18 protein-coding genes and 1 pseudogene are annotated in these 24,909 nt (G+C 73.2%); 7 read left to right on the top strand and 12 right to left on the bottom strand.

Going from position 1 to position 24,909, the window contains the following annotated elements; translation table 11 throughout:
- Positions 1 to 29 precede the first annotated feature (29 nt).
- The gene (locus tag OHT01_RS33470; RefSeq protein WP_328556838.1) at positions 30 to 3,032 is read left to right on the top strand and encodes an SMC family ATPase; all 3,003 of its coding nucleotides are present in this window, start codon (positions 30 to 32) and stop codon (positions 3,030 to 3,032) included.
- 85 nt (positions 3,033 to 3,117) lie between these two features.
- On the opposite strand, the gene OHT01_RS33475 is transcribed toward OHT01_RS33470, so the two are convergent.
- Positions 3,118 to 3,564 (bottom strand): Lrp/AsnC family transcriptional regulator, encoded by a 447-nt coding sequence (locus OHT01_RS33475; RefSeq protein WP_328556839.1) that lies wholly within the window; start codon positions 3,562 to 3,564, stop codon positions 3,118 to 3,120.
- A 450-nt stretch (positions 3,565 to 4,014) separates the two neighbouring features.
- Between OHT01_RS33475 and OHT01_RS33480 the strand changes: the two genes are divergently transcribed.
- Positions 4,015 to 4,497, top strand: a complete 483-nt coding sequence (locus OHT01_RS33480; protein WP_328558358.1) for a rhodanese-like domain-containing protein — start codon at positions 4,015 to 4,017, stop codon at positions 4,495 to 4,497.
- Between the two features lie 121 nt (positions 4,498 to 4,618).
- Positions 4,619 to 5,134: an immunity 21 family protein gene (locus OHT01_RS33485; protein ID WP_328556840.1), complete on the top strand. Its 516-nt coding sequence runs from the start codon at positions 4,619 to 4,621 to the stop codon at positions 5,132 to 5,134.
- 42 nt (positions 5,135 to 5,176) lie between these two features.
- Here the strand turns inward: OHT01_RS33485 and OHT01_RS33490 are convergent, their stop codons facing one another.
- Both OHT01_RS33490 and OHT01_RS33495 read right to left on the bottom strand, forming a co-directional pair.
- Complete coding sequence (locus OHT01_RS33490; protein WP_328556841.1) at positions 5,177 to 6,868, bottom strand: DUF885 domain-containing protein; 1,692 nt, start codon at positions 6,866 to 6,868, stop codon at positions 5,177 to 5,179.
- 62 nt (positions 6,869 to 6,930) lie between these two features.
- Positions 6,931 to 7,437 carry an Lrp/AsnC family transcriptional regulator gene (locus OHT01_RS33495; RefSeq protein ID WP_328556842.1) on the bottom strand — a complete coding sequence of 169 codons (507 nt, stop codon included), beginning with the start codon at positions 7,435 to 7,437 and terminating at the stop codon, positions 6,931 to 6,933.
- Between OHT01_RS33495 and OHT01_RS33500 the strand changes: the two genes are divergently transcribed.
- Entirely contained in the window at positions 7,399 to 8,712 is a 1,314-nt protein-coding gene (locus OHT01_RS33500; RefSeq protein WP_328556843.1) for a trans-sulfuration enzyme family protein, read from the top strand. The two genes, OHT01_RS33495 and OHT01_RS33500, sit on opposite strands and share 39 nt — an antisense overlap.
- A gap of 186 nt (positions 8,713 to 8,898) precedes the next feature.
- Here the strand turns inward: OHT01_RS33500 and OHT01_RS33505 are convergent, their stop codons facing one another.
- The 5 genes from OHT01_RS33505 to pdxR form a co-directional block, all read right to left on the bottom strand.
- On the bottom strand, positions 8,899 to 10,353 hold the full coding sequence (locus OHT01_RS33505; RefSeq protein WP_405917689.1) for a GNAT family N-acetyltransferase: 1,455 nt from the start codon (positions 10,351 to 10,353) through the stop codon (positions 8,899 to 8,901).
- A gap of 199 nt (positions 10,354 to 10,552) precedes the next feature.
- The gene (locus OHT01_RS33510; protein ID WP_328556845.1) at positions 10,553 to 13,204 is read right to left on the bottom strand and encodes a DUF7824 domain-containing protein; all 2,652 of its coding nucleotides are present in this window, start codon (positions 13,202 to 13,204) and stop codon (positions 10,553 to 10,555) included.
- Positions 13,201 to 14,649 carry an SWIM zinc finger family protein gene (locus tag OHT01_RS33515; protein ID WP_328556846.1) on the bottom strand — a complete coding sequence of 483 codons (1,449 nt, stop codon included), beginning with the start codon at positions 14,647 to 14,649 and terminating at the stop codon, positions 13,201 to 13,203. The genes OHT01_RS33510 and OHT01_RS33515 overlap by 4 nt, the downstream gene beginning before the upstream one ends.
- Positions 14,650 to 14,782: 133 nt before the next feature.
- A complete protein-coding gene (locus OHT01_RS33520) occupies positions 14,783 to 16,378 on the bottom strand; it encodes an alkaline phosphatase D family protein (RefSeq protein ID WP_328556847.1) in 1,596 nt (531 codons plus the stop codon).
- A 284-nt stretch (positions 16,379 to 16,662) separates the two neighbouring features.
- Positions 16,663 to 18,150, bottom strand: a complete 1,488-nt coding sequence (pdxR, locus tag OHT01_RS33525) for a MocR-like pyridoxine biosynthesis transcription factor PdxR (protein WP_328556848.1) — start codon at positions 18,148 to 18,150, stop codon at positions 16,663 to 16,665.
- Between the two features lie 47 nt (positions 18,151 to 18,197).
- Here pdxR and OHT01_RS40220 point away from each other — a divergent pair.
- A pseudogene (locus tag OHT01_RS40220) lies at positions 18,198 to 18,554 on the top strand (EamA family transporter); the annotation flags it as partial.
- A gap of 600 nt (positions 18,555 to 19,154) precedes the next feature.
- Here the strand turns inward: OHT01_RS40220 and OHT01_RS33535 are convergent.
- A complete protein-coding gene (locus OHT01_RS33535; RefSeq protein WP_328556849.1) occupies positions 19,155 to 19,985 on the bottom strand; it encodes an alpha/beta fold hydrolase in 831 nt (276 codons plus the stop codon).
- Between the two features lie 116 nt (positions 19,986 to 20,101).
- Positions 20,102 to 20,755, bottom strand: a complete 654-nt coding sequence (locus OHT01_RS33540) for an NADPH-dependent F420 reductase (RefSeq protein WP_328556850.1) — start codon at positions 20,753 to 20,755, stop codon at positions 20,102 to 20,104.
- A 110-nt stretch (positions 20,756 to 20,865) separates the two neighbouring features.
- Between OHT01_RS33540 and OHT01_RS33545 the strand changes: the two genes are divergently transcribed.
- Positions 20,866 to 21,750 (top strand): RNA polymerase sigma-70 factor, encoded by an 885-nt coding sequence (locus tag OHT01_RS33545; protein ID WP_328556851.1) that lies wholly within the window; start codon positions 20,866 to 20,868, stop codon positions 21,748 to 21,750.
- Between the two features lie 269 nt (positions 21,751 to 22,019).
- The gene (locus OHT01_RS33550; protein ID WP_328556852.1) at positions 22,020 to 22,781 is read left to right on the top strand and encodes a GntR family transcriptional regulator; all 762 of its coding nucleotides are present in this window, start codon (positions 22,020 to 22,022) and stop codon (positions 22,779 to 22,781) included.
- Between the two features lie 186 nt (positions 22,782 to 22,967).
- Here the strand turns inward: OHT01_RS33550 and OHT01_RS33555 are convergent, their stop codons facing one another.
- Complete coding sequence (locus OHT01_RS33555; protein WP_328556853.1) at positions 22,968 to 24,125, bottom strand: ROK family transcriptional regulator; 1,158 nt, start codon at positions 24,123 to 24,125, stop codon at positions 22,968 to 22,970.
- Between the two features lie 121 nt (positions 24,126 to 24,246).
- The gene (locus OHT01_RS33560) at positions 24,247 to 24,909 is read right to left on the bottom strand and encodes a response regulator transcription factor (protein ID WP_328556854.1); all 663 of its coding nucleotides are present in this window, start codon (positions 24,907 to 24,909) and stop codon (positions 24,247 to 24,249) included.

The following is a 24,909-nucleotide window of genomic DNA, read 5'->3' on the forward strand; positions in this document are numbered from 1 at the left end:
GCCCCCCGCCCGGAGACCGAGGAAATCCGATGAGGCTGCACCGCCTTCACCTCACCGCCTTCGGCCCCTTCGGCGGCGCCCAGCAGGTCGACTTCGACGAACTGTCCACCGCCGGGCTCTTCCTGCTGCACGGGCCGACCGGCGCGGGCAAGACCTCCGTCCTCGACGCCGTGTGCTACGCGTTGTACGGAGCGGTTCCCGGCGCCCGGCAGGGCGGTCAGGGCATCGGCCTGCGCAGCGACCACGCGGCACCCGCCACCCGCACCGAGATCCGCCTCGAACTCACCGTCGCCGGAAGGCGGTTGGAAGTCACCCGGCAACCCCCCTTCGAGCGCCCGAAGCTGCGCGGCACGGGTACCACGACCGAGAAGGCGCAGACCTGGCTGCGCGAGTACGACTCCGCGGCGGGCTCCTGGAAGGACCTCAGCCGCTCCCACCAGGAGATCGGAGAGGAGATCACCCAACTGCTCGGCATGAGCCGCGAGCAGTTCTGCCAGGTCGTGCTGCTGCCCCAGGGCGACTTCGCGCGTTTCCTGCGGGCCGACGCCGAGGCCCGCGGCAAGCTGCTCGGCCGGCTCTTCGACACCCACCGCTTCGCCGAGGTCGAGAAGCGCCTCGCCGAGCGGCGGCGCACGGCCGAGGCCGAAGTGCGCGCCGGTGACGCCGCGTTGCTGGCCGACGCGCACCGGATGCACCAGGAGGCCGGGCCCATGGCGGAGGAGCCGCTGCCCGACCTCGCGCCCGGCGATCCGGGCCTCGCCGAGGCCGTGCTCTCCTGGGCCGCGGTGGCCCGCAGCGCCGCCCGCGAGAGCCTGACCATCGCCCACTGCGCGCGCGGGGCCGCCGAATCGGCGCAGGCCGTCGCCGACCGGGCGCTCGACGACGTACGCGAAGCGGACCGGTTGCAGCGCCGGTTCGCCGAGGCGCGGGAGCGCGCCGCGCGACTGGAGGAGCACGCCGACGCCCACCGGGACGCCCGGGGGCGAATGGAGCGGGCGCGCAAGGCCGAGGCGGTGGCCCCGGCGCTCGACCTGCGCGACTCCGCCGAGGTGGAGCACCGGCGAGCGGCCGCGGGGGAGACGCAGGCGCGGGCCGCCCTGCCGGAGACGTTCGCCGGTGCCGGAGCGCCCGGTCTCGCGACCGCCGCGCGCAAGGCGGCCGAAGAACTGGGCGGGCTGGGGTCGGCTCGCCGCGCGGAGCGACGCCTCGCCGAACTCGGCACGGAGCGAGCCTCGTTGGACCGGCAGGAGCGAGCCGACGAGGACGTTCTCCAGGACGCCGAGAGCTGGCTGGCCGGCTGGGAGGACACCCGCGCGGACGTCGAGGCGCGGATCGACGCCGCGCAGGAGGCCGCGTCGCGCGCCGAACAGCTCGCCGTCCGGCGTGAACCGGCTCTCCAGCGACTCGCCGCGGCCCGCCTGCGCGACGCGCTGGCCCACGACACCGGGAGCGCCCGGGCGCGAAGCCTCGCCGCGCGCGAGCACGCGACGGCGGTACACGCCCGCTGGCTCGACCTGAAGGAACAGCGCCTCCAGGGAATCGCCGCCGAACTCGCCGCCGGACTGGTGGACGGCGAGTCCTGCGCCGTGTGCGGGGCCACCGAACACCCCGCGCCCGCCCGGAAGATCGACGGTCATGTCGACCGCGAGACGGAGGAGCGAGCCCTCACCGGCTACCGGCAGGCCGAAGAGGAGCGCGCCGAGGCCGAGCGCCGGCTCGGCGTCGTACGCGAGGCGCTGGCCGCCGCGACGGCCGAGGCGGGTGACGCCCCGACCGGACAACTTGAGCAGCAGGCGGAGGAGTTGGAGCGGCTGCACACCGAGGCCCGTGCCGTGGCCTCCGGCCTGCACGCCGCGCGCGAGGCCCGCGAGCAGGCGGAGCGGGAGCACGGGCGGCGGCTGGCCGCCCAGCAGGAGGCGGCTCGTAGGGTCGCCTCACGGGCCTCGCTCAGGGATTCCCTCGACCGCGAAAAGGTGTCGCTGGAAGCGGAGTTGGAGCAGGCCCGGGGTGCCGCTGGGAGTGTGTCCGAGCGGGCCGCGCAACTGGAGCGGCAGGTCGCGCTGCTGACCGAGGCCGCGGACCGCGTCGGAGTGGCACAGGACGTCGCACGGCGCCTCAAGGAGGCCGACGCGCGGCTGGCCGACGCGGCCTTCCGCGCCGGATTCGAGACCCCGCAGGCCGCGGCCGCCGCGCTGCTCGACGACGCGGCCCACCGCGATCTCCAACAGCAGCTCGACGCGTGGCAGTTGGAGGAGTCCTCGGTACGCGCCGTACTCGCCGAGGCCGACACCGCCGACGCGGCGCGCCGCCCGCCCGCCGACCTGCGGGGCGCCGAGCGGACGGCCGAGTCCGCCGCCCGGCGGCTGCGGGACACCGCGTCGGCGCGGGACGCGGCGGCCCACCGCTGCGCGGAGCTGGACGCGCTCTCCACCCGTGCGACCAGAGGCGTCAGGCGGCTCGCCCCGCTGCGCGAGGAGCACGACCGCGTGGCCCGGCTGGCCGGTCTGGCGGCCGGCACCTCCGCGGACAACGAACGCAGGATGCGCCTGGAGTCGTACGTCCTGGCCGCCCGGCTGGAGCAGGTCGCCGCCGCCGCGACCGTCCGCCTCCAGCGCATGTCCTCGGGGCGCTACACCCTCGTCCACTCCGACGACCGGGCGGGCCGGGGACGCAGCGGGCTCGGACTGCACGTCGTGGACGCCTGGACCGGACGGGAGCGCGACACCGCGACACTCTCCGGGGGCGAGACCTTCTTCGCCTCCCTCGCCCTCGCCCTCGGTCTCGCGGACGTGGTCACGGACGAGGCCGGCGGGGTGAGGCTCGACACGCTCTTCATCGACGAGGGCTTCGGCAGCCTCGACGACCAGACCCTCGACGAGGTGCTCGACGTCCTCGACTCGCTGCGGGAACGCGACCGCAGCGTCGGCATCGTCAGCCATGTCGCCGACCTGCGCCGTCGCATCCACGCCCAGTTGGAGGTCGTGAAGGGGAGGACGGGGTCGGTCGTACGGCAGCGGGGTGCGGACGCCTGAGCCGGGTGCTGGGGTGCTGGGGTGCTGGGGTGCTGGGGTGCGGGGCGTGCGCCGGGTGCCGGGGCACGGACGCGTGCGCCGGGTGTCAGTGGCCCAGCGGGCGGCGTGGCAGCGGTGAGGAGTAGACGACGCTCGTCGTCACCGAGCCCAGCGTGCCGATCTTGCCCGACACCGTCTCCAGGTGGCTCATCGAACGTGCCGCGACCTTGATGACGAAGCAGTCGTCGCCCGTGACGTGGTGTGCCTCCAGGATCTCGGGCGTGACCTCGACGAGGTCGTGGAACGGCTTGTAGTTGCCGTTCGGATACCTGAGCCGGACGAACGCCAGGATCGGCAGTCCGAGGCTCTCGGGGTCGACGACGGCCGCGTACCCCTGTATGACGCCCGCTTCCTCCAGGCGGCGCACCCGCTCGGTGACCGCGCTCGCGGACATGGAGACGGCTCGGGCCAGCTCGGCGAAGCTGGACCGGCCCTCGCGCTGGAGGACGTCGAGGATGCGCCAGTCGGTGGCGTCCGGGGAATACGCGGTCATCCGTGATGAATACCAGGAGAATCCCCGGCCGATCAAGAGTGTCTCCGTGGATCGCCACTTCAGGGCTGAGACCGACGGACGTAGATTTCTGGCCATGAAGTCCCGCGGGGTTCGGTGCGCGAGAAGCACCGGGGTGGCAATGACGACACCGGTCCGGCGGGGCCAGCCAGGGAGAGAGGTCAGGCCATGACTGCGACTGCTGACGGCATCACCACCGCAAACGCGTCCGATGCCACCACCGGAACGGTGTCCGGCATCACCACCGGAACGGGGTCCGCCGGCGCCACCGGAACGGTGTCGCGCACCACCACCGGAACCGTGTCCGGCGCCGCGGCCGGAGCCACCACCGGCACGGCGACCGGTGCGGTGACGGGTGCGGTGACCGGTGCGGTGACCGGCACTGCGACCGGTGCGGCGAAGGGAGGGGAGGGCGTCCAGGCCGGTGGTGCCGTGACTCCCTCCCCGGCCGGAGTGAATTCCGTTCTGCGGGTGGCGCCGGCGTCTCCGGCCGCGGCCGCCGCCTACTTCGGCGCGAGCCTCGCGTTCCACGCGGACGTCTCCGACGTGGCCGCCGCCCTCGCGGCCGACGGCGACCCCGGGTTCGTCGTCCTCGACTCCCGCTCCGCCGCGTCCTGGGACCAGGGACACATCCCCGGCGCGGTCCACCTGCCCACCGCCCTCATCGCCGAGCAGGCCGATCGGCTTCTCGACAAGTCGGTGCCGGTCGTCACCTATTGCTGGGGCCCCGGATGCAACGGCGCGACCCGCGCGGCCCTCGCCCTCGCCCAACTCGGCTTCCAGGTCAAGGAGATGCTCGGCGGATTCGAGTACTGGGCGCGCGAGGGCTTCGAGTTCGAGACCTGGCAGGGGCGTGAGCACCCCGCCGCGGACCCGCTGACGGCACCCGTGGACGCGGAGGACTGCGGCTGCTGACACCGGGGAAAGGGGCTCGCGCGGAAGGCTCGGGCACCGGCGTCCCGCGCCGATGTCCGGCTCCGGCCTCCCGGGGATGCCTGCCGTACAGGGGCGGTTGGCCGCCGTGTAGCTTCTGCGCATGCCAAGATACGCGGACCCCGGTGCGGTCCAGTGGGTCGAGTCGGGCGGCGGGCCGCTCATAGCGATTCCGGAAGTCGTGCTCCCGTTCTGGTCGGGGGCCGACGGCGACGACATGTCCTGCGACTACGACCGGGCCTGCGACGTCGAGGGGTTCGTCGGTCTCCTGCCCGTGGGCGACACCAGGGCCCTGGTCCTCGGCGACGATCCCGCCTCGACCACCTACCTGCCCGAACACGGCGTCTTCGTGCGCTGGTGCGCCGCCGAGTCCGAGGACGAGCTCCTCTCCGTCGTCCCCGCGGCACTCGCGGACGCCGTGTGGGAACCCGAGGTGCACTGGAACGTGCCCGGCCCCGTCGTCCTGTTCGACGCCGCCTGGCCGGGTGCCGCCTCCGAGAACACGGACCACCTGAGGGTCGTGCTCGAACCGGGCCGGTACGCGGTCCGCGCGGCCCGCGTCGAACCAGGGCCCGAGACGTGGGTCGGCCTCGTACAACTGCGCAGGGCGGCGCCCTGACGCCGGGCGCGGCGGCCGGGTGCCGGCCGCCGCGCGGGATGGTCAGAGCCGGGACAGCTCGTCCACCAGGTCGTCCAGGCCCAGAGAGCCCTGGGACAGGGCCGCCATGTGCCAGGCCTTGGCGTCGAAGGCGTCACCGTGGCGCTTCCTCGCGTTCTCGCGGCCCAGCAGCCAGGCGCGCTCACCGAGCTTGTAGCCGATGGCCTGGCCGGGCATCGTGAGATAGCGGGTCAGCTCGCTCTCCACGAAGTCGGCCGGGCGACTGCTGTGCGAGCCGAAGAACTCCTGCGCCAGCTCCGGGGTCCAGCGCTCGCCCGGGTGGAAGGGCGCGTCGGCCGGGATCTCCAGCTCCAGGTGCATGCCGATGTCGACGATGACCCGCGCGGCACGCATCATCTGCGCGTCGAGGTAGCCGAGGCGCTGCTCCGCGTCGGTGAGGAAGCCGAGCTCGTCCATCAGCCGCTCCGCGTACAGCGCCCAGCCCTCGCAGTTGGCGCTGACCTGGCCGACGGTGGCCTGGTAGCGGGACAGGTCGTCGACGACGTACGCCCACTGCGCGAGCTGGAGGTGATGGCCGGGTACGCCCTCGTGGTACCAGGTCGAGACGAGGTCGTAGACGGGGAAGCGGGTCTGCCCCATGGTGGGCAGCCAGGTACGGCCGGGCCGCGAGAAGTCCTGCGAGGGGGCGGTGTAGTAGGGGGCGGCGGCACTGCCGGGCGGGGCGATGCGGGACTCCACCTTCCGTACCGGCTCGGCGAGTTCGAAGTGTGTGCCGTCCAGGGCCGTGATCGCCTCGTCCATCAGCTCCTGCAGCCACCGCTGGACCTCTTCGACGCCCTCGATGTGCCGGCCGTGCTCGTCGAGGTGCGCGAGCGCCACCCACGGCGTCGCCGCGCCGGGCAGGATCTTCTCGGCCTCGGTCCGCATCTCGGCCAGGAGCCGGTGGTACTCGGCCCAGCCGTACGCGTACGCCTCGCCGAGGTCGAGATCCGTACCGTTGAAGTAGCGCGCCAGCCGTGCGTACCGCTCGTGGCCCACCGTGTTCGGCGCGCCCTCGACCGTGGGCGCGTACACCTCGCGCATCCAGTCCCGCAGGCCCACCAGCGCCTCGGTCGCGGTACGCGCCGCCGTGTCCAGATCCTCGCGCGCGGGGTCGGGGGCCGCCGAGACGAAGTCCTCGAACCAGCCCCGGCCCTGGCCGTCCGTGTCCGACCACTCGGTGAGCTGGTCGATGAACGTCGCGGTCGGGCGCGGGCCCGCGTACAGCTTGCGGTCGAGTCCGAGTGCCAGGGACTCCCGGTAGCCCGCGAGCGCGGCCGGTACCGCGCGCAGCCGCTCGGCGACCACGGCCCAGTCCTCGTCGGTCTCCGTCGGTGTCAGGGTGAAGACCTGCCGCACACTGTGCACCGCCGTGTGCAGATTGCCGACCGACCGCAGGCCCTCGCCCGCTTCGTGGACGGCCAGCGCGGCGGTGAGCCGCTCACGCAACAGCCGGGCGCAACGGCGCTCGATGTCACTTTCCGCGCCCGGCTGCCGCTCCGCGTCGTCCAGCCGCGCGAGGGTCGTCCGCGCCAGCCCGGCGACGGCCTCCTGGCCGGCGGGGGAGGTGTCGGGGAGCCTGCGGTGGCTCTCCTTCACGCCGAGGTAGGTACCGAGAACCGGGTCAAGGGCGATGAGCTCGTCGACGTAGGCGTCGGCGACAGCGCGGGGCAGCGGGTTCTTCGTCAGTGACATGCGCACATCCTCATACGAGGACGGGCACCGCGTCAGCCCGGTCAGCCGGGCTTTTCACCGGATCAGCCGGATTTGGCCGGGGGTGACGCGCCCGTCCCGGCGGGCGGCAGCAGGGGGCCGCAGTCCCACTGCTGGAAGATCAACCGCGTCTCGACCCGCGCCACTTCACGCTGCGAGGTGAACTCGTCGAGCACCAGCCGCTGCAGATCCGCCGCGTCCGCGACCGCGACATGGACGAGGTAGTCGTCCGGACCCGTGAGGTGGAAGACGGTCCGGGACTCCGGCAGCAGCCTGATCCGGTCCACGAACGGCCCCACCAGCTCCCGGCGGTGCGGACGGACCTGTACGGACAGCAGCGCTTCCAGACCCCGTCCGAGCTTCGCCGGGTCCAGCCGCAGCTGATGGCCGAGAATCACCCCCGCCCGCCGCAGCCGGGTCACCCGGTCGAGGCAGGTCGAGGGCGCGACCCCCACCTGCGCGGCGAGATCGCGGTACGTCGTCCGTGCGTCGTTCTGCAACAGCCGCAACAGATGAAGATCCACCGGATCGAGTACGACGGAATCGGCCATGGCGCGAACGTAACACGGGATGTGGCGCCCGAACCCCGCCCGGTGTTCAGGCTTCCGCCCATGGACTCCGTTGTGTACGACAAGCAGGGCGCGCTGGGCGCGCAGGACGATCTAAGCGGTGGCGGCCGGGTCTTCGCGGCGGCTCCTTCCCGGGCACTCGCCACCGAAGCCGTGCACGCCGGCCGGGAGGATCTGGCGGCTCTGGGGCTGCACGCGGCCCCGATCGACCTGTCCACCACGTATCCGTCGTACGACAGCCGGGGTGAGGCCGCCCGGATCGACGCCTTCGCGGCCGACGGCGCCGAACCGGAGGGCCCGCCCGTCTACGCCCGCCTCGGCAACCCGACCGTGGCCCGCTTCGAGACCGCCCTCGCGCGCCTCGAAGGTACCGAGAGCGCGGTCGCCTTCGCGAGCGGTATGGCCGCGCTGAGCGCCGTCCTCCTCGTACGGAACGCGATGGGGCTGCGCCATGTCGTCGCCGTACGTCCGCTGTACGGCTGCAGCGACCACCTGCTCACGGCCGGGCTGCTCGGCACCGAGGTCACCTGGGTCGACCCGGCCGGCATCGCCGACGCGCTGCGCCCCGACACGGGCCTGGTGATGGTGGAGTCCCCGGCGAACCCGACCCTCGCCGAGCTCGACCTGCGGGCCATCGCCCACTCCTGCGGTTCCGTCCCCCTCCTCGCCGACAACACCTTCGCCACGCCCGTGCTGCAACGGCCCGCCGAGCACGGCGCGCGCCTGGTCCTGCACAGCGCCACCAAGTACCTGGGCGGACACGGCGACGTGATGGCCGGAGTGGTCGCCTGCGACGAGGAACTGGCCCGGAAGCTGCGCCAGGTGCGCTTCGCGACGGGAGGTGTCCTGCACCCGCTGGCCGGCTATCTGCTGCTGCGTGGCCTGTCGACCCTGCCGGTACGGGTCCGGGCGGCGTCCGCGAACGCCGCGGAACTCGCCCGTCGGCTCGCCGCCGATCCGCGCGTCGCCCGGGTCCACTATCCGCGCATCGGTGGCGCCATGATCGCCTTCGAGGTCCATGGCGACCCGCACGAGGTGATCGCCGGGGTCCGGCTGGTCACCCCCGCCGTGAGCCTCGGCAGCGTGGACAGCCTCATCCAGCACCCGGCCTCCATAAGCCACCGCATAGTCCCCTCGGCGGACCGCCAGGACGCGGGCGTCAGCGACCGCCTGCTGCGTCTGTCGGTGGGCCTGGAGGACGTGGACGACCTGTGGGCCGACCTGGAGGGGGCACTGGGTTTCACGAGCAGGGGGTGAGACACCGGAGCCGAGGACTCCGGGGAGGCCCGGCGGTGCCCGCCGGTACCGGGCACGGGCGGCGGAACCCGGGCCGTGCCCGCCGGCACGTGACCCGGGCGGCCGGGGCCACGTATGACCGGGGGCGCGCATGACCGGGGGCACGGGCGGACGGGCCCGCGGCCCCCGGGGACTCGGGAACTCGGGCTAGTTCCGGCCGGTCCACGTTCCGTGCTGGGCATGGTCCTGGCCCTGGCCCTGACCGTACGGCAGCCGTGAGGTCACCGGGGTCGTGTCCAGGCGGGCGGTGATGACCAGGGTTCCCTCCTCGATCTGGTAGTCGAGCGGGAGGCCCAGGCTGCGCATGGCCGCCACCATGCCGGTGTTGGACGCCTGCGTGACGGCGTACACGCTCTCGCAGCCGGCCTCGACGGCCATCGTCACCAGACGGCCGAGCAGTTCGACCCCGATGCCGCGCCGCTGCCAGTCGTCCTCGACGAGCAGCGCGACCTCCGTCTCGTCGCCGTCCCAGAGGAGATGGCCGAGCCCGACGATCCTGCCTGATGCCGTCTGCACGGCGAGGGTCCGCCCGAAGCTGGGGCTGAGCAGATGGTTGAGGTAGCGGTCCGCGTCCCCGACGGGGCCGTGGTACCGCATGCTCAGCGTGCGCGGCGAGCAGCGATCGTGCATCGCCTTGGCGGCCTCGACATCGGAGACGTCGGCACGCCGCACGGTGATCGCGTTGCCCTCGGGAAGCGTCAGCATGTCCTGCCCGCCCGGAATGCGCGGTCCGAGCCGCGCGTCCAGCTCGACCAGTGCCCGCGCCCGGGCGAACTCGGTCGGTGTGAACGGCAGATACGGCCGCTCCACCGTGATCACCCCGCCCTCCGGCGCCCGCAGCCGCATCACGGTGTCCTCCAGTGCTCCCTCCACGGGAGCCCCCTGCGCGGCCCGGCCGGAGACGGGGGAGGTGGCGGGCAGCGAGCGGATCGTGCACCGGCCGAGCAACTGCCTCAGCGCGAGCGGGAGTTCGGAGGCGTCGAGGGCTGTGCGGGTGGCCAGGCCGAGTACCCGGGTCGGCGCGTCCACCAGATCATGGGCGTCGGCCCGCTCGATCCAGGTGGCGGTGCCGCCCGCCTGCGCCACATTGCGGGTGATCTCGGATGTGGCCAGTCCGGCGGGAGCGCGCAGCAGGAACTCGTCGACCGTCCCGTCCGCCAGCGGGTGCGTCTGGAGGCTCAGGATGTCGACCTGGCGCTGTGCGAGCGCCGTGCACAGTGCGGCGAGCGAACCCGGCGCGTCCTTGACCGTCGTGCGCATCCGCCACAGCACGGTCGCCTCCGCGACGGCCACCGGTGCGGCGGTGCCCCCTTCCTCGCCGGGAGGACCGGCGGCTCGCCCGTCGCCGGGCGGCCGGGGGCCCGTATCGCTCACCGGTGGTGCGTGACCGTGACGCCGTGCCCACCATGTGTGGAACCCCACCGTCGCGGCCAGGATCACCGCGGAGGTGACCAGCAGCGCGGGACCGTCCGGCCCGTGCCCGATCAGATTGGCCACACCGTCCGCGACCGCCACGGCCGTGAACAGCGCGGCGAGTTCGACGACGTCCCGCCGCCAGTGGTGAACGGGCCGGCCGTGTTTCACACGCTTCACATCAGACATGTCTGGAGTCATACAGTCACTGTGAAGGAACGGTGTTGCGTGATCACGAACGGCTTGTGACTGATCGGTTAAGTGTCTTTCTGTCCTTTTTGTAGTTCTTTTTACGGGACTTTTGCCTCGACCGCGCCAGCGGGCTACCCACCTGCTCAGGGCCGTCGGGTCCCTGACCGCCGTGTGCCGGCGGCGTGGCGGCCCTACGTCACGCGGCGGCCTCCTGCGTCAGCGCCGTCCGTAGCCGGCGGGCCTGCGTCACCACCTTGGACGAGCCGCGCCGCCCCGCGGTCCCGGCGAGATGCGCGAGATCACCGCGCGCCCCGGACCGCTCGGCGCAGTCGGCGGCGACCGCCAGCAACTCGCCGAGCCCCCGCACCGGCCCCCCGCCCGCCCCGTCCGTGGCGAGGCCGGCCAGCAGGGCGGGCAGCAGGTCGCGCAGGACCGACCAGACGGTGGCGTACGCCCCCGTGGCCGCCGCCATGCGTATCGACTCGGCCAGCCGGGACGGCTTGACCGCTCCCCGGCACACCAGCTCGCCCACGTCCGTGCCGAGCCGCCCGGCGTCGAGCTGCCCCCGCGCGGCGAGGATCAGCAGGGCGTCCACCGAGGAGAGCCGGTCCTCGGGGTGCCGGGCGCCGAGCCCGTACGCCACGCACAGGTGCACCGCTTCGCCCGCGGTGCCGTCGGCCTCGGCGAGGAGCGGCAGCAACGCGGCGTCCGCGCGGCTGTCCTCCACCGCGGACGCGCTGATGTCACGCAGCAGACGTGCCGCCACCAGCTCCCGCCGACCCGGTACGACGGCCGGCCAGTGCCGCCGGTCCATGACGCCCCAGTGCCGGCAGTACCAGCGATCCTTGAACACCGTGAAGGGGCGTCCCAGCGGCCGGAACTCAGGGGGGAACAGGCCCTGAATCTCCTCCAGTTCGCCCAGTTCCAGCAGGATGCGCACGCCCGCGGTCCGGCGGCGGCTCTCCGGCAGCGGGGGAGCCTCGGCGGTGAGCCAGTGGGCCAGCCGGTACCCCTCGGGACTGCCGAGGGCACGCGCTCGCACCGCCGCTGCCGCCGCTTTCGTACGGTCGTCGCGCCGCACCCGGAGCAGGGCCTGCGCGAAGTCGGCGGCTCCCGGCCGGGCGTCGAGCCGCCGGTACTCGGTGAGGCGTGCCACCAGCTCGTCCGGTTCCAGCAGCCCCGTGTCCCACGTCGGAGTGGCCAGCAGGAACGGCATCGGGTCGGCGCCCAGCCGGTACGCCACCTCCCACAGGCGCGCCTCGAAAGCGCGGGACAGGGCGCTGTGGTGACAGTTCCCGCTGGTCGTGCCCCGCTGCACCGCCGAGTGGAGCGTGTCCGTCCCGACCCGCTCGAACAGGGCCGCGAGGACGACCTCAAGCCCCTGTGGCGACTCACGGAAATACCTGCCCGTTCTCGCATACCGCGGATCGCCGTCCTTCCACCAGCACCGCGCGACCACGGGGGCGAGGGCCTCTACCAGGGCGTCCCGGTCGTCGTGGGCGTGACGGACCAGACCGTCCAGGGCGCGCTCGAACGGGGCGACGCCACCACCGGCGGCCAGCAGCGCGCTTACCTCCTCGGCCAGTTCGGCAGCCGAGTCCGGCGCCGCCGCCAGCCGAGCCGGCACCGGAGCGGGCGGGAGCACCTCCTCATGGACCACCGGGGCGTCGTCGAGAGCCTCGACGCCGAGAAGTCGACGAGCCCGCAGTCGCAGTCCCGGGCTCAAGTCGTCGGTGAGTTCGCCGAGTCGGTCCCGGGCGCCGCCCGCGTCGGACAGCGCGCAGACATGGCGCTCCACCAGCTTCAGCGCGCGCTCCTGCACCTCCGTGTCCTGGTGCCCGAAGGCTTCCGCGACCGCGGGCAGCAGCACATCCGCCGCGGACGGATCACGCCTGAGGACCTTGCCCAGCAGGACGAGCTGGGCCCGTACCAGCTTCTTCTCGGTACGGAAGAGCACGCCCGCGGACATCTCGGCCAACTGCCGTGACGTCAACTCGCCGTCCAGTGCGAGGGAGGCGAGCACCGACTGCGCGTGCCAGGCGACAGCGGGCATGGCCTGGGAGGCGAGCGCCGTCCAGTCGGCGCAGCGTTCGCTTTCCTCGTCCCGCGTCGGGCCGAGGGACGACAGCAGGCGCAGGAACACCCGCTGGTCCGCGGGCACGCCGCCGCGCAACAGCCGGGCCACACAGGCGTCCAGCAGCACCTCGCGGTCGAGGCTGCCCTCCTCGGCCAGTTCGGCGAGGGCGTTGTACCAGCTGCCCGGCCCGTCGCCGAACAGCCATGCGATCTGCCCCGTGACGTCCAGCGACTCGAAAAGAGCGGCGACCATTCCGGGCAGGTGCGGCTCCTGGCGCAGTCGCTGCACCACGGTGCCTCCGCCGTGCCACGACGCGCCGATGTGCTCGAACCAGCCCTGCACATAGGCGTCGGTCGTCGGAGCCTCACAGCCGGACAGTGCCACCAGCCCCGACAGCAGGGCGAACGGGACCCTGGATGTCACCGGCCGACCGGCGAGCCGGTACGTGAGGTCGGCGAGCCAGTCGGTCTCACGGTCGCCCAGCACATGGAGGAGGACACCGGGGGAGGCCTGGGACCAGCGCATGTCGGCCGCGGCGATCCAGGCCGCCGCACCCGCGGCCCCCGAGTGGCAAGCGGCTCCCGCCGCGTGCAGCGCGGGGTGGGCCACCCGGGACCCCGCGTTCCACGGAGCGGTCCGTAACTCCTTGCGCAGTTCTTTCAACGCGGGCAGACAGGCCCTGCGTTCGGCATCGGTCATCCCGTCCAGGAGACCCGCGGCCTCGGCCGTCCGCCCCGCCCGTACCGCGTTCAACAGTGCCTCGCCGCTCATCGCCCATCGCCCCCGTCGACCCGAACTTCCAGAAACCCATCGTGGTGCCCGCCGCCCGGAGCCGGACCGCCCCCGCGCTCGGTCCGAGCACCCCGCCGCACCATGCGCACCGCGAGGGCGTGCTTGCAGGGCCCTCGTCCGCCCCGGTACTTCGCCCACCACAGGCAGGAGCAGCTCAGCCTGCCCGCGTCGTCGCGGACCCGATGCGGATGCCCGTCCTCGGCGGTGACCGTGCCGACGGCACCGTCCAGGGCGACCGCGCCCGCCAGGACCAGGGCCCGGGCCGAGCGCAGACGTGGATTGTGCCGCTCGACCCGTCCCGCGCCATAGGGGAGTTCGCGGTGGAAGTACGCGGCCTCCGCGGTGTCGAACCCCACCCGTCCCGACGTGCCCAGCCTGACCAGGGCGGCCCGCACCCGCTCGGCGGGCAGGCCGGACGCGGCGGCCAGGTCACCCACGTCGACGCGCGGCTCCCAGGCCAGCAGCACCGCGATCAACTCCGCGTCCTCCGCCGACTCGTCGGTGGCGAGGGCGTCCAGCACCCCGCCTTCCCCGGAGAAGCCCCGGGAGGCGTCCGGGGACAGCGTGAGCGTGAGCCGCATGCCGGGCAGGACGACCTCCCAGGCGCCGGCCGCGACGGTGTCGCCGGTGACCGGTGGGCCGTACACCCGTAGGGCCGTCGCATGGCGCAGCACCCGCTGGAGCGCGATCAGCCGTTCCGGGCCGGGCAGGCACACCGCCCCCGGAACCGGCCGGGTCGTCGGACGAAGGCCCCGGCCCGCCGGCACCACCCAACGCGAGCCGCCCGACGTTCCACGCGCGGTGCCCCGCGGCAGCGAGCGAAGGAACCGCACGGCCTCCGCCGCGGGCAGCTCGGCCCGCAGGTCGAACCCGGCCGCCGTCACCTGGGCCTCGGCGAATCCGCGCAGCCAGCGGTCGGGCAGCGGCACCTTCTTCTCCACCAGCGGCCCGTCCACGGTGGTCACGGCCATCTCCTCGGGGCCGACCCGGAGGTGCAGCGGATCGTCCGTGCCGATGCGTGAAAGGGCCTCGCGCAGCGGGTTGTTGACGTCGACGTTCGTCGTCCCGTGCCCGATCTCGTCCCCGTCGAGGCCCGTCCTCAGGACGTCCAGACGCGCGTACACCCCACCGCAGCCGGAGAAGGACTCGAACCGGAGCCGGTCGCCGTTGCCCGTGACGACCGGGTCCAGGGAGGCGCGCGACTGCGGCTGGTAGTACCGCGCCGCCGCGACATCGGCCACCGCCAGCAACCCCGCGGCCGCCACGTGGGGCGACGTCAGAAAGCCGGCGAAGAACGTCGGATGGTCCTCGATCCCCGTGGGCGTCGCACCCCGCGAGGTCTCGAGCCCCAGGCGCCGGCCGTCCGGTGCGGACCGCAGCGCGGAGGGTCGGGTGTAGGCCACGGCCTGCAAGGATCGCGTCATGCAAAAACCGTAGGGGCGACCACTGACAATCGCCTCTGACCTGCGACGACTTGCTCGTCACATGCCTTGGACGACTGACCGGCCGTGCCGTGCGCCGGGGAGGGACCGGAGTGCGGCACGGCGGATCGAGTGCCTACTGCCCTACGCGCCCCGGCTGGAGCACCTGCGTGAACAGCACCGTCCCGTCCTGCTCGCGGAGCCGCACCGTCAGTTCGCCGCTGTCGCCGTCGATGTCGACCTCGCCGAAGAACTGATAACCGCCCGCGGGCGAGACGTTCGAGGCGGCGGGTGCCTTCACGAACACGCGCTCAGGACCGAACGTGCCGTCCAGCGCGCTGGCAGGGAAGGCGCCGGCGTTGAGGGGACCGGAGACGAACTCCCAGAACGGCTCGAAGTCGGCGAAGGCGGCGCGCGACGGCTGATAGTGCTGAGCCGAGGTGTGGTGCACGTCGGCGGTGAGCCACACGGTGCCGGTGATCCGCCGGTGCTTGACGAAGCGGAGCAGTTCGGCGATCTGCAGCTCACGTCCGAGCGGTACGCCCGGGTCGCCCTGCGCCACCGCCTCGATGTTCGGCCGGCCCTCGGTCGTGTCCGGCACGACGAGGCCGAGCGGCATGTCCGCGGCGATCACCTTCCACACGGCACGCGAGCGCGACAGTTCGCGCTTCAGCCACTCCAGTTGCCCGGCGCCGAGGATGCCCCGCGGGTCCGTCGTCCGGTCGTCCGGGGAGTTGGCGTCGCGGTAGGTGCGCATGTCGAGGACGAACACGTCCAGGAGCGGACCGTGGCGCATGACGCGGTACACACGGCCGTCGCGGCCGGCGGGCGGCAGGGTCGAGACGGGGAAGTACTCGCTGAACGCGCGCCGGGCCCGAGCGGCCAGCACGTCGACGCTCTTCTCGGTGTAACGCGTGTCCGTCGTCGCGATCACCTCACCCGGGTACCAGTTGTTGCGCACCTCGTGGTCGTCCCACTGGACGACGGAGGGCACCTGGGCGTTGAACCGTTTGAGGTTGTCGTCGAGCAGGTTGTAGCGGAAGTTGCCGCGGAACTCCGCCAGCGACTCGGCGACCTTGGACTTCTCCTCCGTCGTGATGTTCCGCCAGGTGCCGCCGTCCGGGAGCGTGGCCGTGGCGGCGATCGGGCCGTCCGCGTAGATGTTGTCACCGCTGCACAGGAAGAAGTCGGGGTCGAGCCGGGCCATCGCGTCGTAGATGCGGTAGCCGCCGATGTCGGGGTTGATGCCCCAGCCCTGCCCCGCCAGGTCCCCCGACCACAGGAACCGCACGCCGTGGCGCCGCCCGTGCGCAGTCGTACGGAACGTCCCGCTCACCGGTTCGCCGGTGCGCCGCGGATCGTCGGGGTCGGCGAGCACCACGCGGTAGTGGATCTGTTCGCCGGAGGGCAGTCCGCGCGGCCGGGTGGTCCCCGTGAAGTCCGTGTCCGGGCCCAGCAGCGGACCGTGCCATCTGACCGGGTCGCGGAACGACTCGGTCGCCGAGGTCTCGACGATCATCCGGGCCGGGCGGTCGGAGCGGACCCACACCAGGCCGGAGTCGGCGGTCACATCACCGGCCTGGACGCCCCAGCCCGCCTTCGGCCGGCCGGACAGGGCGAACGCCGGTGCCGCGCCGAGCGCGGTGGGCAGGGCCAGTGCCGCCGACGCGGCCAGGGAGCCGCGCAGCAGGCTGCGGCGGCCGGGGAACGAATGGGGCGGGCGGTACGACATGGTTGCGCCTCCGGGGACGGATTCGGCCGGTGTGCAGTGCCACACCTACTGGTGCGCCGCAGCGCACACGGAAACCACGGGTGAACAACTGGCCGCGAACGGCGGGGAATTGCCGCACGACTTCGGAGCCGGCCCGGTTCGGCCGGGCATGCCGGGCGGGTTGGCAGGGCAGATCGGCCAGGGCGGGGCGGCGCATGGCCCGGCCGGATCCGGCGGACACGGACCCGTCCGGCCCAGGCCCGGTGCAGGTGCTCAGTACGGCGACGCGCTCCCGTGTGGGTGCCTCAGGGCGCCGGGGGCCCGTCTCGGCCGTCCCCGTCGCGCACGGCGTCCGCCATCAGCCGCACGCCGTCGCGTATCCGCGCGGGCGGCAGATGCGCGTACCCCAGCACCAGTCGTACCTCGTCCCCGGCCGTCTCCCCGTAGTGCTCCGAGAGCCGGACCACCACCCCGGCCGCCGTGGTCCGTGCCAGGAAGCGGTCCGGTGGCCCGTAGCGGTCGGGCAGCGCGGCGACGACGTGCAGGCCCGCCGCGATCCCGGACACCTCGGTGCCGGGAAAATGCTCCTCCAGGGCCGCGACGAGGACGTCACGCCGCTCCCGGTAGGCGCGCTGACAGCGGCGCAGGTGCCGGTCGTAGTCGCCGCGCTCGACGAATCGGGCCAGCAGCGCCTGGTCGAGCACCGGGTTGCCGAGGTCCATGGTGCGTTTGCGCTCGACGACCTCCTCGACGTGGGAGGCGGGGACGAGCAACCATCCGAGCCGCAGCCCCGGGGCGAGCGACTTGCTGACCGAGCCCGTGTACGCGACACGCTCGGGGTCGAGCCCCTGGAGCGCTCCTACCGGGGCGCGGTCGTAGCGGAACTCGCCGTCGTAGTCGTCCTCGATCACCAGACCGTCCACGGACCGGGCCCAGCCGAGGAGTTCGGTGCGGCGCCGTGCCGAGTACGCGATCCCCGTGGGGAACTGGTGGGCGGGTGTCGTCACCACGGCCCGTACACCGGAGGCCCGGAGCGGCGCGACGGCCAGACCCTCGCCGTCCAGCGGCAGCGGTACGGTGCCGACGCCGGCCGAGGCGAACAGGGAGCCGAGTTCCGGACTGCCCGGATTCTCGACGCCCACGCGGGGTGCTCCGCGCGCGTGGAGCACGAATCCGAGCAGCGTCATCGCCTGCGCGACCCCGGAGACCACGATGACGCGTTCCGGGTCCGCGACCACGCCCCGGCGGCGGACGAGCAGTTCGGCGAGGGCGGTCCGCAGCCTCGGAAGACCGCGCGGATCCGGGTATCCCAGGGCCTCATGCGGCAGTTCGGCCAGCACCCCGCGGTGGGCGGCGGCCCACACGGTGCGCGGGAAGAGTGACAGGTCGGGGGTTCCCGCCACGAAGTCGGCCCGCACCCCGGCGGGCCGTGGAGAGTGATCACGCGCGCGTGGGCCCACCGCGCGGACCGCGCCACCGACCCACGTACCGGCACCGCGGCCACTGCGCAGATAGCCCTCGGCCGTCAACTGCTCGTACGCCTCGGTGACCAGCCCCCGCGACACGCCGAGATCACCGGCCAGTTCCCGGCTGGACGGCAACCGGGTGCCGGGAGCCAGCCGCCCGGAACGGACCGCCGTACGCAGCGCGGCCTGCAGCGTGCGGCCACGCGCGCGTGGTGGAGCCGCCGCGGCCGGCAGGAGCAGCTCCCAGGCGGCCGACCAGGGCGCCGCCGCCGCGCCCGGCGGCGCGGACTTCGGCGGGCCTCCAGGATTGGTCCCCGATGACGTCATGGAAGTGGACCTTAAGCCGGACCACGTTCGTTCATAGCGTCATCCCCATGAACGCCACCACCACCCGGGGCTCACTGCTCGCCGCCCTCGCCTGTGTCCTAGTCGGAGGGTCCTTCACCGCCAACAGCGTCCTCGGCCACTACCCGTACGCGGGCGGCCAGTTCCTGCGCTACGGCCTCGCCTGCGTCCTTCTGCTGCCCCTCGTCGGCCGGGGCGGCGCCGCCCCGCTGCGGGGACTGGCGGTCCGTCAGTGGGGGCGGCTCGCCCTGATCGCGGCGGTCGGTATGGTCGGCTTCAACCTCGCGGTTCTCGCCGCCGAGCGGACGGCCGAACCGGCGGTACCCGGAGTCTTCGTGGGCTGCGCCCCGGTCGTCGTCGCGGTGCTCGTGCCTCTTCGGCAGGGCCGTCGTCCGCGGCACCGGATCCTGTACGGAGCGCTGATCGTCGCCGTGGGCGCCTTCGCCGTGCAGGGGTGGGGCCGTACGGACGGCGCGGGGATCGCCTGTTCCGTGGGCGCGCTGGCCGGGGAGGCGGGCTTCGCCGTGCTGGCCGTACCCGTACTGCGGCCCCTCGGGCCACGGCTGCTGTCGGCCACCGTGTGCGGGATCGCCGCGGTCGAATCGGCGGTGGCCGGGGTGATCACCGACCGCGGAGCGTGGCTGCGCGTGCCGGACGCCACCGAGGCGACCGCGTTGCTGTGGCAGGCGGCGGTCGTCACGGTCGTCGGTTTCGTCTGCTGGTACATGGGCGTGCAGCGCATCGGCGCGGAGCGCGCCACGCTCTTCTCCGGCCTCGTCCCGGTCGCCGCCGCCTGCACCGCGCCGTTCGTGGGCACCGGCTCCTACGGGCTCGCGCAGGCCGCGGGGAGTGCCCTCGTGGGCGTCGGAGTCGCCCTCGGGTCGGGCGCGTTGGGCTTCGTCGCCGGACGCGGCGCACGGGCTGCCGCCGAGCACGGCGGGCGGCACGGTTCGCGTGCTACCCGCCGGGGCGTGGCCGCCCGTCCCTCAGCGGCTGCCGTCGAGGATGACGCGGGCGACGAGCGCCGGGTCGTCGTTCATCGGGACGTGGCCGCAGCCGGGCAGCCGTACCAGCCGGGCCCGCGGAATGATCTGCTTGGCCCGGATGCCCTGGCGGCGCATCAGCAGGCGGTCGCGGGTGCCCCAGGCCACGGTGACGGGCAGCGCCGGGATGTCGTGCGTGAACCGGACGTCCGTACCCGCCCGGAAGGTCTCGGAGAACCCCTCGGCATGGGCCAGGGCCAGGGTCTCGGCGACGACCGCGTCGGCTGAACGGCGGCCGGGCCGGGCGTAGATGGTGCTGGTCAGCACCGTCCGCCCGGCCGCCGAGCGCGAGAGCCGCTCGACGACCGGGAGGGGCATGCGCCGGGCCGCCTGCCGCATGGCGATCAGCACACCGAAGGCGTAGCGCCGCTCCACCGGCGACCAGAACCCGGCGGGCGAGAGCGCCGTGACGGACCGTACGAGCTTCTCGCGGCCCAGTTCCAGGGCCAGCAGCCCGCCCAGTGAGTTGCCGGCGACGTGCGGCCGTTCGATGTCCAGCGCCTCGCACAGCGCGCCGAGCACGGGCACCACCGTCGCCAGGTCGTGGGTGAGCCCCTCGGGCAGCCCCGGGGACGCGCCGAAGCCGGGGAGGTCGACGGCGATCACGTCGCGCTCGGCCGCGAGGATGGGGATGACCGGGTCCCAGGCCTGGCGGTGATGGCCGATCCCGTGCAGCAGGAGCAGCGGTTCGCCGGTGCCCACGCGCGCGTAGGACAGGGTGACCGCCCTCGGGCCGCTCGGGGAGGGGAGGCTGACGGTGACCGTGTCGGACATGGGACTGCTCCTCGTCTGGACGCCGTGACGAACCAACTCGTAGACAGCTTGTCAGCAACTGCTACCGACGGGTAGCCCCCGTCCCCGGATCCCGCCCCGCCTGCCGGCGGCCCGCGCTAGCGCGCCCTGTGCACCTCCACGTTGAAATCAGGGTCTCCGGTGCTCTGGAAGAGGGTCAGCCACAGCGGCAGATACATCTCCGCGGCCCGTGCCGTCCGGATGCCCCCGAGATCGAGCACGCGGTGCGCCGGCCAGCCGAACCCGCCCAGCAGCGCCGTCACCTGCTCCTTCGCGCTCTCGTCGTCCCCGGAGACGAAGATCTGGTGCTCACCGGGCACCCTCGTGGGGTCGACCATCACCTGGCAGTTGACGGTGTTGAGGCTCTTCACCACGCGAGCCTGCGGGAACGCGCGCTGGATCTGCTCGCCCACACTGTCCGACTCGACGGGGGACAGACGCATCTCGCCGTCCTCGAACGCCAGCGGGTTGGAGACGTCGAGCAGCACCTTGCCGTTCAGACGCTCCTCGCCGGCCGACCGCAGCACGTCGAGCGCGACCCGTCCGCCCACGGCGTTCACGACCACCTCGCCGAACGCGGCGGCGTCCGCGAACGTGCCGTGGCGCGCCGCGGGTCCCGCGCCGCCGGCCCACTCCACGGCGGCCGCGTTGTCCTTCGTCCGCGACCCAAGACACACCTCGTGCCCCAGTTCGACCAGCTTGCCGGCGAGCGCGCGTCCCACGTCGCCCGTGCCCAGAACCCCGTAACGCATCGTCGTTCCTCCCGTGTCGAGACCGCGGGCCGGTGGCGGCCCGCGGTCATTGTGCTCCGGGGCGGCGATTTCGCCTGGACACGAACGAAGGTGTCGGGTGGGATGGTGCGGTGGAAACCGACACCGCGACCGATGTCTTCGAGGAACACCGCCCCGTCCTGACGGGCGTCGCCTACCGCATGCTCGGTCGGGTGGCCGACGCCGAGGACGTGGTCCAGGAGGCGTGGCTGCGCTGGTCCGCCGACGACCGGTCGGACGTGCGGGAACCGCGCGGCTATCTGGTCCGCGTCACCACCCGGCTCGCCATCGACCGGCTGCGCCAGGTCCAGTCGCGCCGTGAGGCGTACGTCGGACCGTGGCTTCCGGAGCCGTACGTCACCGACTTCGGCGACAGCGTCCCGGACGGTGCCGAACGAGCCGTTCTCGCGGACTCGGTCTCCCTCGCCGTGCTCGTCGTCCTGGAGTCCCTGTCGCCGCTGGAACGCGCGGTGTTCGTCCTGAGAGAGGCGTTCGGCTATCCGTACGCCGACATCGCGGCCGTCCTCGACCGCGGCGAACAGGCGGTGCGCCAACTCGCCGGGCGGGCGCGCAGGCATGTCGAGGAACGGCGGCCGCGTTACGAGGTCGACCCGGCCGAACGCCGTGACCTCACCGAGCGGTTCCTCGCCGCGGCGAGCGAGGGCGATCTGGAGGGGCTCATGTCCCTGCTGGCGCCGGAGGCGCGGCTCATCGGCGACAGCGGAGGCCTGACCCGGGCGCCGCTGCGGATCCTGGACTCCGCCGACAAGGTCGGCCGCTTCGTCATCGGCGTCACCAAGAAGGGCGTTTCCGGCCTGGAGTTCCGCTTCCTCGAGGTCAACGGCGGTGTCGCGGTGCTCGCGCTCTCCGAGGGCAAGCCGGACAGCGTCATCCAACTGGACGTCGCGGACGGCCGCATCCAGTGCGTCTACATCGTGCGCAACCCGGAGAAGCTGGTGTCGCTCGCCACCGAGTAGTCCCTCCCGGACGCCCCCGTCCGAGCCACCGCGTGACAACGGAAGCCCCCGTCTTTGGACGGGGGCTTTCGGCGTCATGTCGCGAACATCGCCCAGCGAGAACACCCCGTGAACGCTCCGCGGCGGGACACCCGCGCAATCCGCAAGGGATCGAGGATTGGTCTTGACCAAGGGTGGGGGCGGCCCTATCGTCGCAGGGATAGTGCAGGAACCTTTAATAAACAAGGGCGCTAAAACGCTGGCGGGCCACGGCGATTGCGGAGGACAGGGTGGGGACCACGCAGTTGGAATCGGTGCCGGAACCTAAGTACTGGCATCTCAAGACCGTGCTCAGCGAGGCACTGGACTCCGAGTTCGCCGTGGGCGAGATCCTGCCCAACGAACGTGATCTGGCGGCCCGTTTCGGGGTCGCCCGGGCCACCTTGCGCCAGGCGCTCGAACAGCTCGAACTGGAAGGCCGGCTGCAGCGCCGCCGGGGCGTCGGCACCACCGTGGCCCCGCCGCGCATGGGCGTGGCCGTCGGGACCGAACAGCACGTGTGGCCGGGAGCGGCGGGCGACGCCTGGCACCCCGCGGACTGCACCGTGGCGGCACCGCCCGCGTCGGTCGCGGCCGTCCTGGAGACCGCCGCCGACGAACCGGTGCACACGGTGCGCCGGTCCCGGGTGACGCACGGTCAGCCCGTCGCCGCCGAACTCCTGTACATCCCGGCGTCGTCGGTGCCGGACCTGTCGGCGATCGACGCGCCGTCGGGTGCCGCACGCGCGCGTGCCGTGCTGCGGGAGCTGCAGCGACTGGAACTGGAGGGCCAGGACCGCGCCGTAGAGCTGGGCTCGGCCCGCGCGGACGACGCCAAGGAGCTCGACCGCCTCCCCGGAGCGCCCGTTCTCGTCGTCACGACCCGCTACTTCACCGAGGGGCGCACCGCCGCGGTCTCCGTGGCGACGTATCGCGCGGACACCTGCCGGCTCACGTTCGCCGACTCCGGCGGTGTGGAGATCCACCACGACCCGGAGCGTCGCGCCTCCTGAGCCGCCCCGCCCGGTGCGGCCCGTTCTTCGAGCCGCACCCCGGAAACACACACGTCGCGCCCCGGAACCTTCAGGGGCGCGACGCTCTTCGTGGCTGTGGCTGTGGCTGTGGCTGTGGCTGTGGCTGTGGCTGTGGCTGTGGCTGTGGCTGTGGCTGTGGCTGTGGCTGTGGCTGTGGCCGTCGCCTCAGCGGCGCGCCGTCACGGTGCCCTCCACCGCGAACAACTGCTCCTCCACATGGTCGAGGGCCAGTCGCAGCGCCCCGGTGGCCACCGCCGCCTCGCCCAGCAGGGAGAGGGCCACCTTCGGCGGACGCAGGCAATAGCGCGCCAACTCCCGCCGCAGTGGCTCAAGTACACCGTCCAGGCCGGCCGCCCAGCCGCCGATGACGACCAGTTCCGGATCGAGGGCGAGGACCAGGGCGGCGACGTCGTGCACCAGCCGCTGGATGAAGCGCTCGACGGCCGCACGGGCCCGCTGGTCGCCGCCCTTGGCCAGCGCGAACACCTTGGCGACCGCCTGCTCGTCGAGCGGGTGCAAAGGCTCGTCCGTGGTCGACAGCAGTGTCTCGGGCGTGACGTCACGGCCCAGCAGATGCAGCGCGCCGATCTCCCCGGCCGCCCCGCCGTAGCCCCGGTGGAGCCGCCCGCCGATCAGCGAGCCGGCGCCCGGACTCAGCCCCGCCAGGACGAACACGACGTCGTCGGACTCGGTCGCCGACCCCTTCCAGTGCTCGGCGACCGCCGCCGCGTTGGCGTCGTTCTCGACGAGCACCGGGCACTTGAAGGAACGGCTCAGCCGCTCGCCCAGCGGCAGGCCGGTCCACTCGGGCAGTGCCGTGCCCAGGCGTACGGTTCCGTCGGCCTCCACGATGCCGGGGCTTCCCACGCCCACCGCGCGCAGGGAGCTACGGGCCACACCGGCCCTGCGCAGCAGTTCGGCGACCGCCAGCCGCAGCCGTTCAAGCCGCTCGTCGGCGGACGCCGTCTCGTCCACGTCCTTGGCCATCGCGCCCATCACGCGGCCGTCCAGGTCCGCGAGGAGCGCCGCGACGCGGTGCGGGCCGATCTCCAGCCCCAGCAGATGTCCTGCCTCGGCCCGGAACCGGAACCTGCGCGCCGGACGCCCCTGGCGCCGCGTGGCACCCTCCTCGGCCGCCTGCTCGACGACGAGCCCGTTCTCGATGAGTCCCTCGACGACCCCTTCGACCGTCGGCCGTGACAATCCGGTCACCCGGGTGATCTCGGTGAGGGTCGCGCAGTCCGTGGCCCGCAAGGCGTGCAGCACCACTGCGGAATTGATCCGTCGCAGCAGAGAGGGATCCCCGCCGGTCAACTGCCCCAACGTCCGTCCTCCCAGCTTGTACGCGTGTTGGCCGGATCGTACTCGTCGCCGGGGACCCCGGCGAGGGCCGGGGACCCTTTCCTGTTCCCGGGTCGCTCTCGGCCCCACCCGCGGGGCGTCGTCAGCCGGGCGCCACGAACCCGGACTCGTAGGCCGCGATGACCGCCTGCGTGCGGTCCCGGGCTCCCAGCTTCGCCAGCACGGAGCTGACGTGCGACTTGACCGTCTCCGTCCCGACGGCCAGCCGGGTGGCGATCTCGGCGTTCGACAGCCCCCGGGCCATCAGCCGCAGCACGTCCGCCTCGCGCTCGGTCAGGGCGGCCCTCTCCATGGCCGCCCGAGCCGCCGGATTGCCCCCGTCGTCCCCGTACTCGGCCGCCAACTGCCTCACGGAGGCGGGGAAAAGCAGGGACTCGCCCTCAGCGACCAGGCGCACGGCGTGCACGATCTCGGCCGGCCGGGCCCGCTTCAGGAGGAACCCGTCGGCACCCGCGCGCAGCGCCTCGTAGACGTATTCGTCGTTCTCGAACGTCGTCACCACGAGGATCTTCGGCGGATCGGTGACGCTCCGCAGCACGGCGCGGGTGGCCTCGATACCGTCCATCAGAGGCATCCGGACATCCATGGCCACCACGTCCGGCCGCAACCGCCGGACCAGCGGGATCACCGCGGCGCCGTCGGCCGCCTCACCGACGACCTCGATGTCGGGCTGCGCCTCCAGAACGGCGCGCAGCCCCGCGCGTACGAGGGGTTCGTCGTCGACGAGCAGAACGGTGATCGGCAT

The sequence above is a fragment of the Streptomyces sp. NBC_00358 genome (assembly GCF_036099295.1).
In the GTDB taxonomy this organism is placed as follows: domain Bacteria; phylum Actinomycetota; class Actinomycetes; order Streptomycetales; family Streptomycetaceae; genus Streptomyces.

Bases quoted from the DNA above. Each gene is read 5' to 3' on its own strand.
- pdxR (WP_328556848.1), bottom strand. From the start codon at position 18,150: ATGACGTCATCGGGGACCAATCCTGGAGGCCCGCCGAAGTCCGCGCCG.
- OHT01_RS33510 (WP_328556845.1), bottom strand. From the start codon at position 13,204: ATGAGCGGCGAGGCACTGTTGAACGCGGTACGGGCGGGGCGGACGGCC.
- OHT01_RS33485 (WP_328556840.1), top strand. From the start codon at position 4,619: ATGCCAAGATACGCGGACCCCGGTGCGGTCCAGTGGGTCGAGTCGGGC.
- OHT01_RS33520 (WP_328556847.1), bottom strand. From the start codon at position 16,378: ATGTCGTACCGCCCGCCCCATTCGTTCCCCGGCCGCCGCAGCCTGCTG.
- OHT01_RS33500 (WP_328556843.1), top strand. From the start codon at position 7,399: ATGAAGATCCACCGGATCGAGTACGACGGAATCGGCCATGGCGCGAAC.
- OHT01_RS33495 (WP_328556842.1), bottom strand. From the start codon at position 7,437: ATGGCCGATTCCGTCGTACTCGATCCGGTGGATCTTCATCTGTTGCGG.
- OHT01_RS33470 (WP_328556838.1), top strand. From the start codon at position 30: ATGAGGCTGCACCGCCTTCACCTCACCGCCTTCGGCCCCTTCGGCGGC.
- OHT01_RS33540 (WP_328556850.1), bottom strand. From the start codon at position 20,755: ATGCGTTACGGGGTTCTGGGCACGGGCGACGTGGGACGCGCGCTCGCC.
- OHT01_RS33560 (WP_328556854.1), bottom strand. From the start codon at position 24,909: ATGCCGATCACCGTTCTGCTCGTCGACGACGAACCCCTCGTACGCGCG.
- OHT01_RS33505 (WP_405917689.1), bottom strand. From the start codon at position 10,353: ATGTCTGATGTGAAGCGTGTGAAACACGGCCGGCCCGTTCACCACTGG.
- OHT01_RS33475 (WP_328556839.1), bottom strand. From the start codon at position 3,564: ATGACCGCGTATTCCCCGGACGCCACCGACTGGCGCATCCTCGACGTC.
- OHT01_RS33515 (WP_328556846.1), bottom strand. From the start codon at position 14,649: ATGACGCGATCCTTGCAGGCCGTGGCCTACACCCGACCCTCCGCGCTG.
- OHT01_RS33535 (WP_328556849.1), bottom strand. From the start codon at position 19,985: ATGTCCGACACGGTCACCGTCAGCCTCCCCTCCCCGAGCGGCCCGAGG.
- OHT01_RS33490 (WP_328556841.1), bottom strand. From the start codon at position 6,868: ATGTCACTGACGAAGAACCCGCTGCCCCGCGCTGTCGCCGACGCCTAC.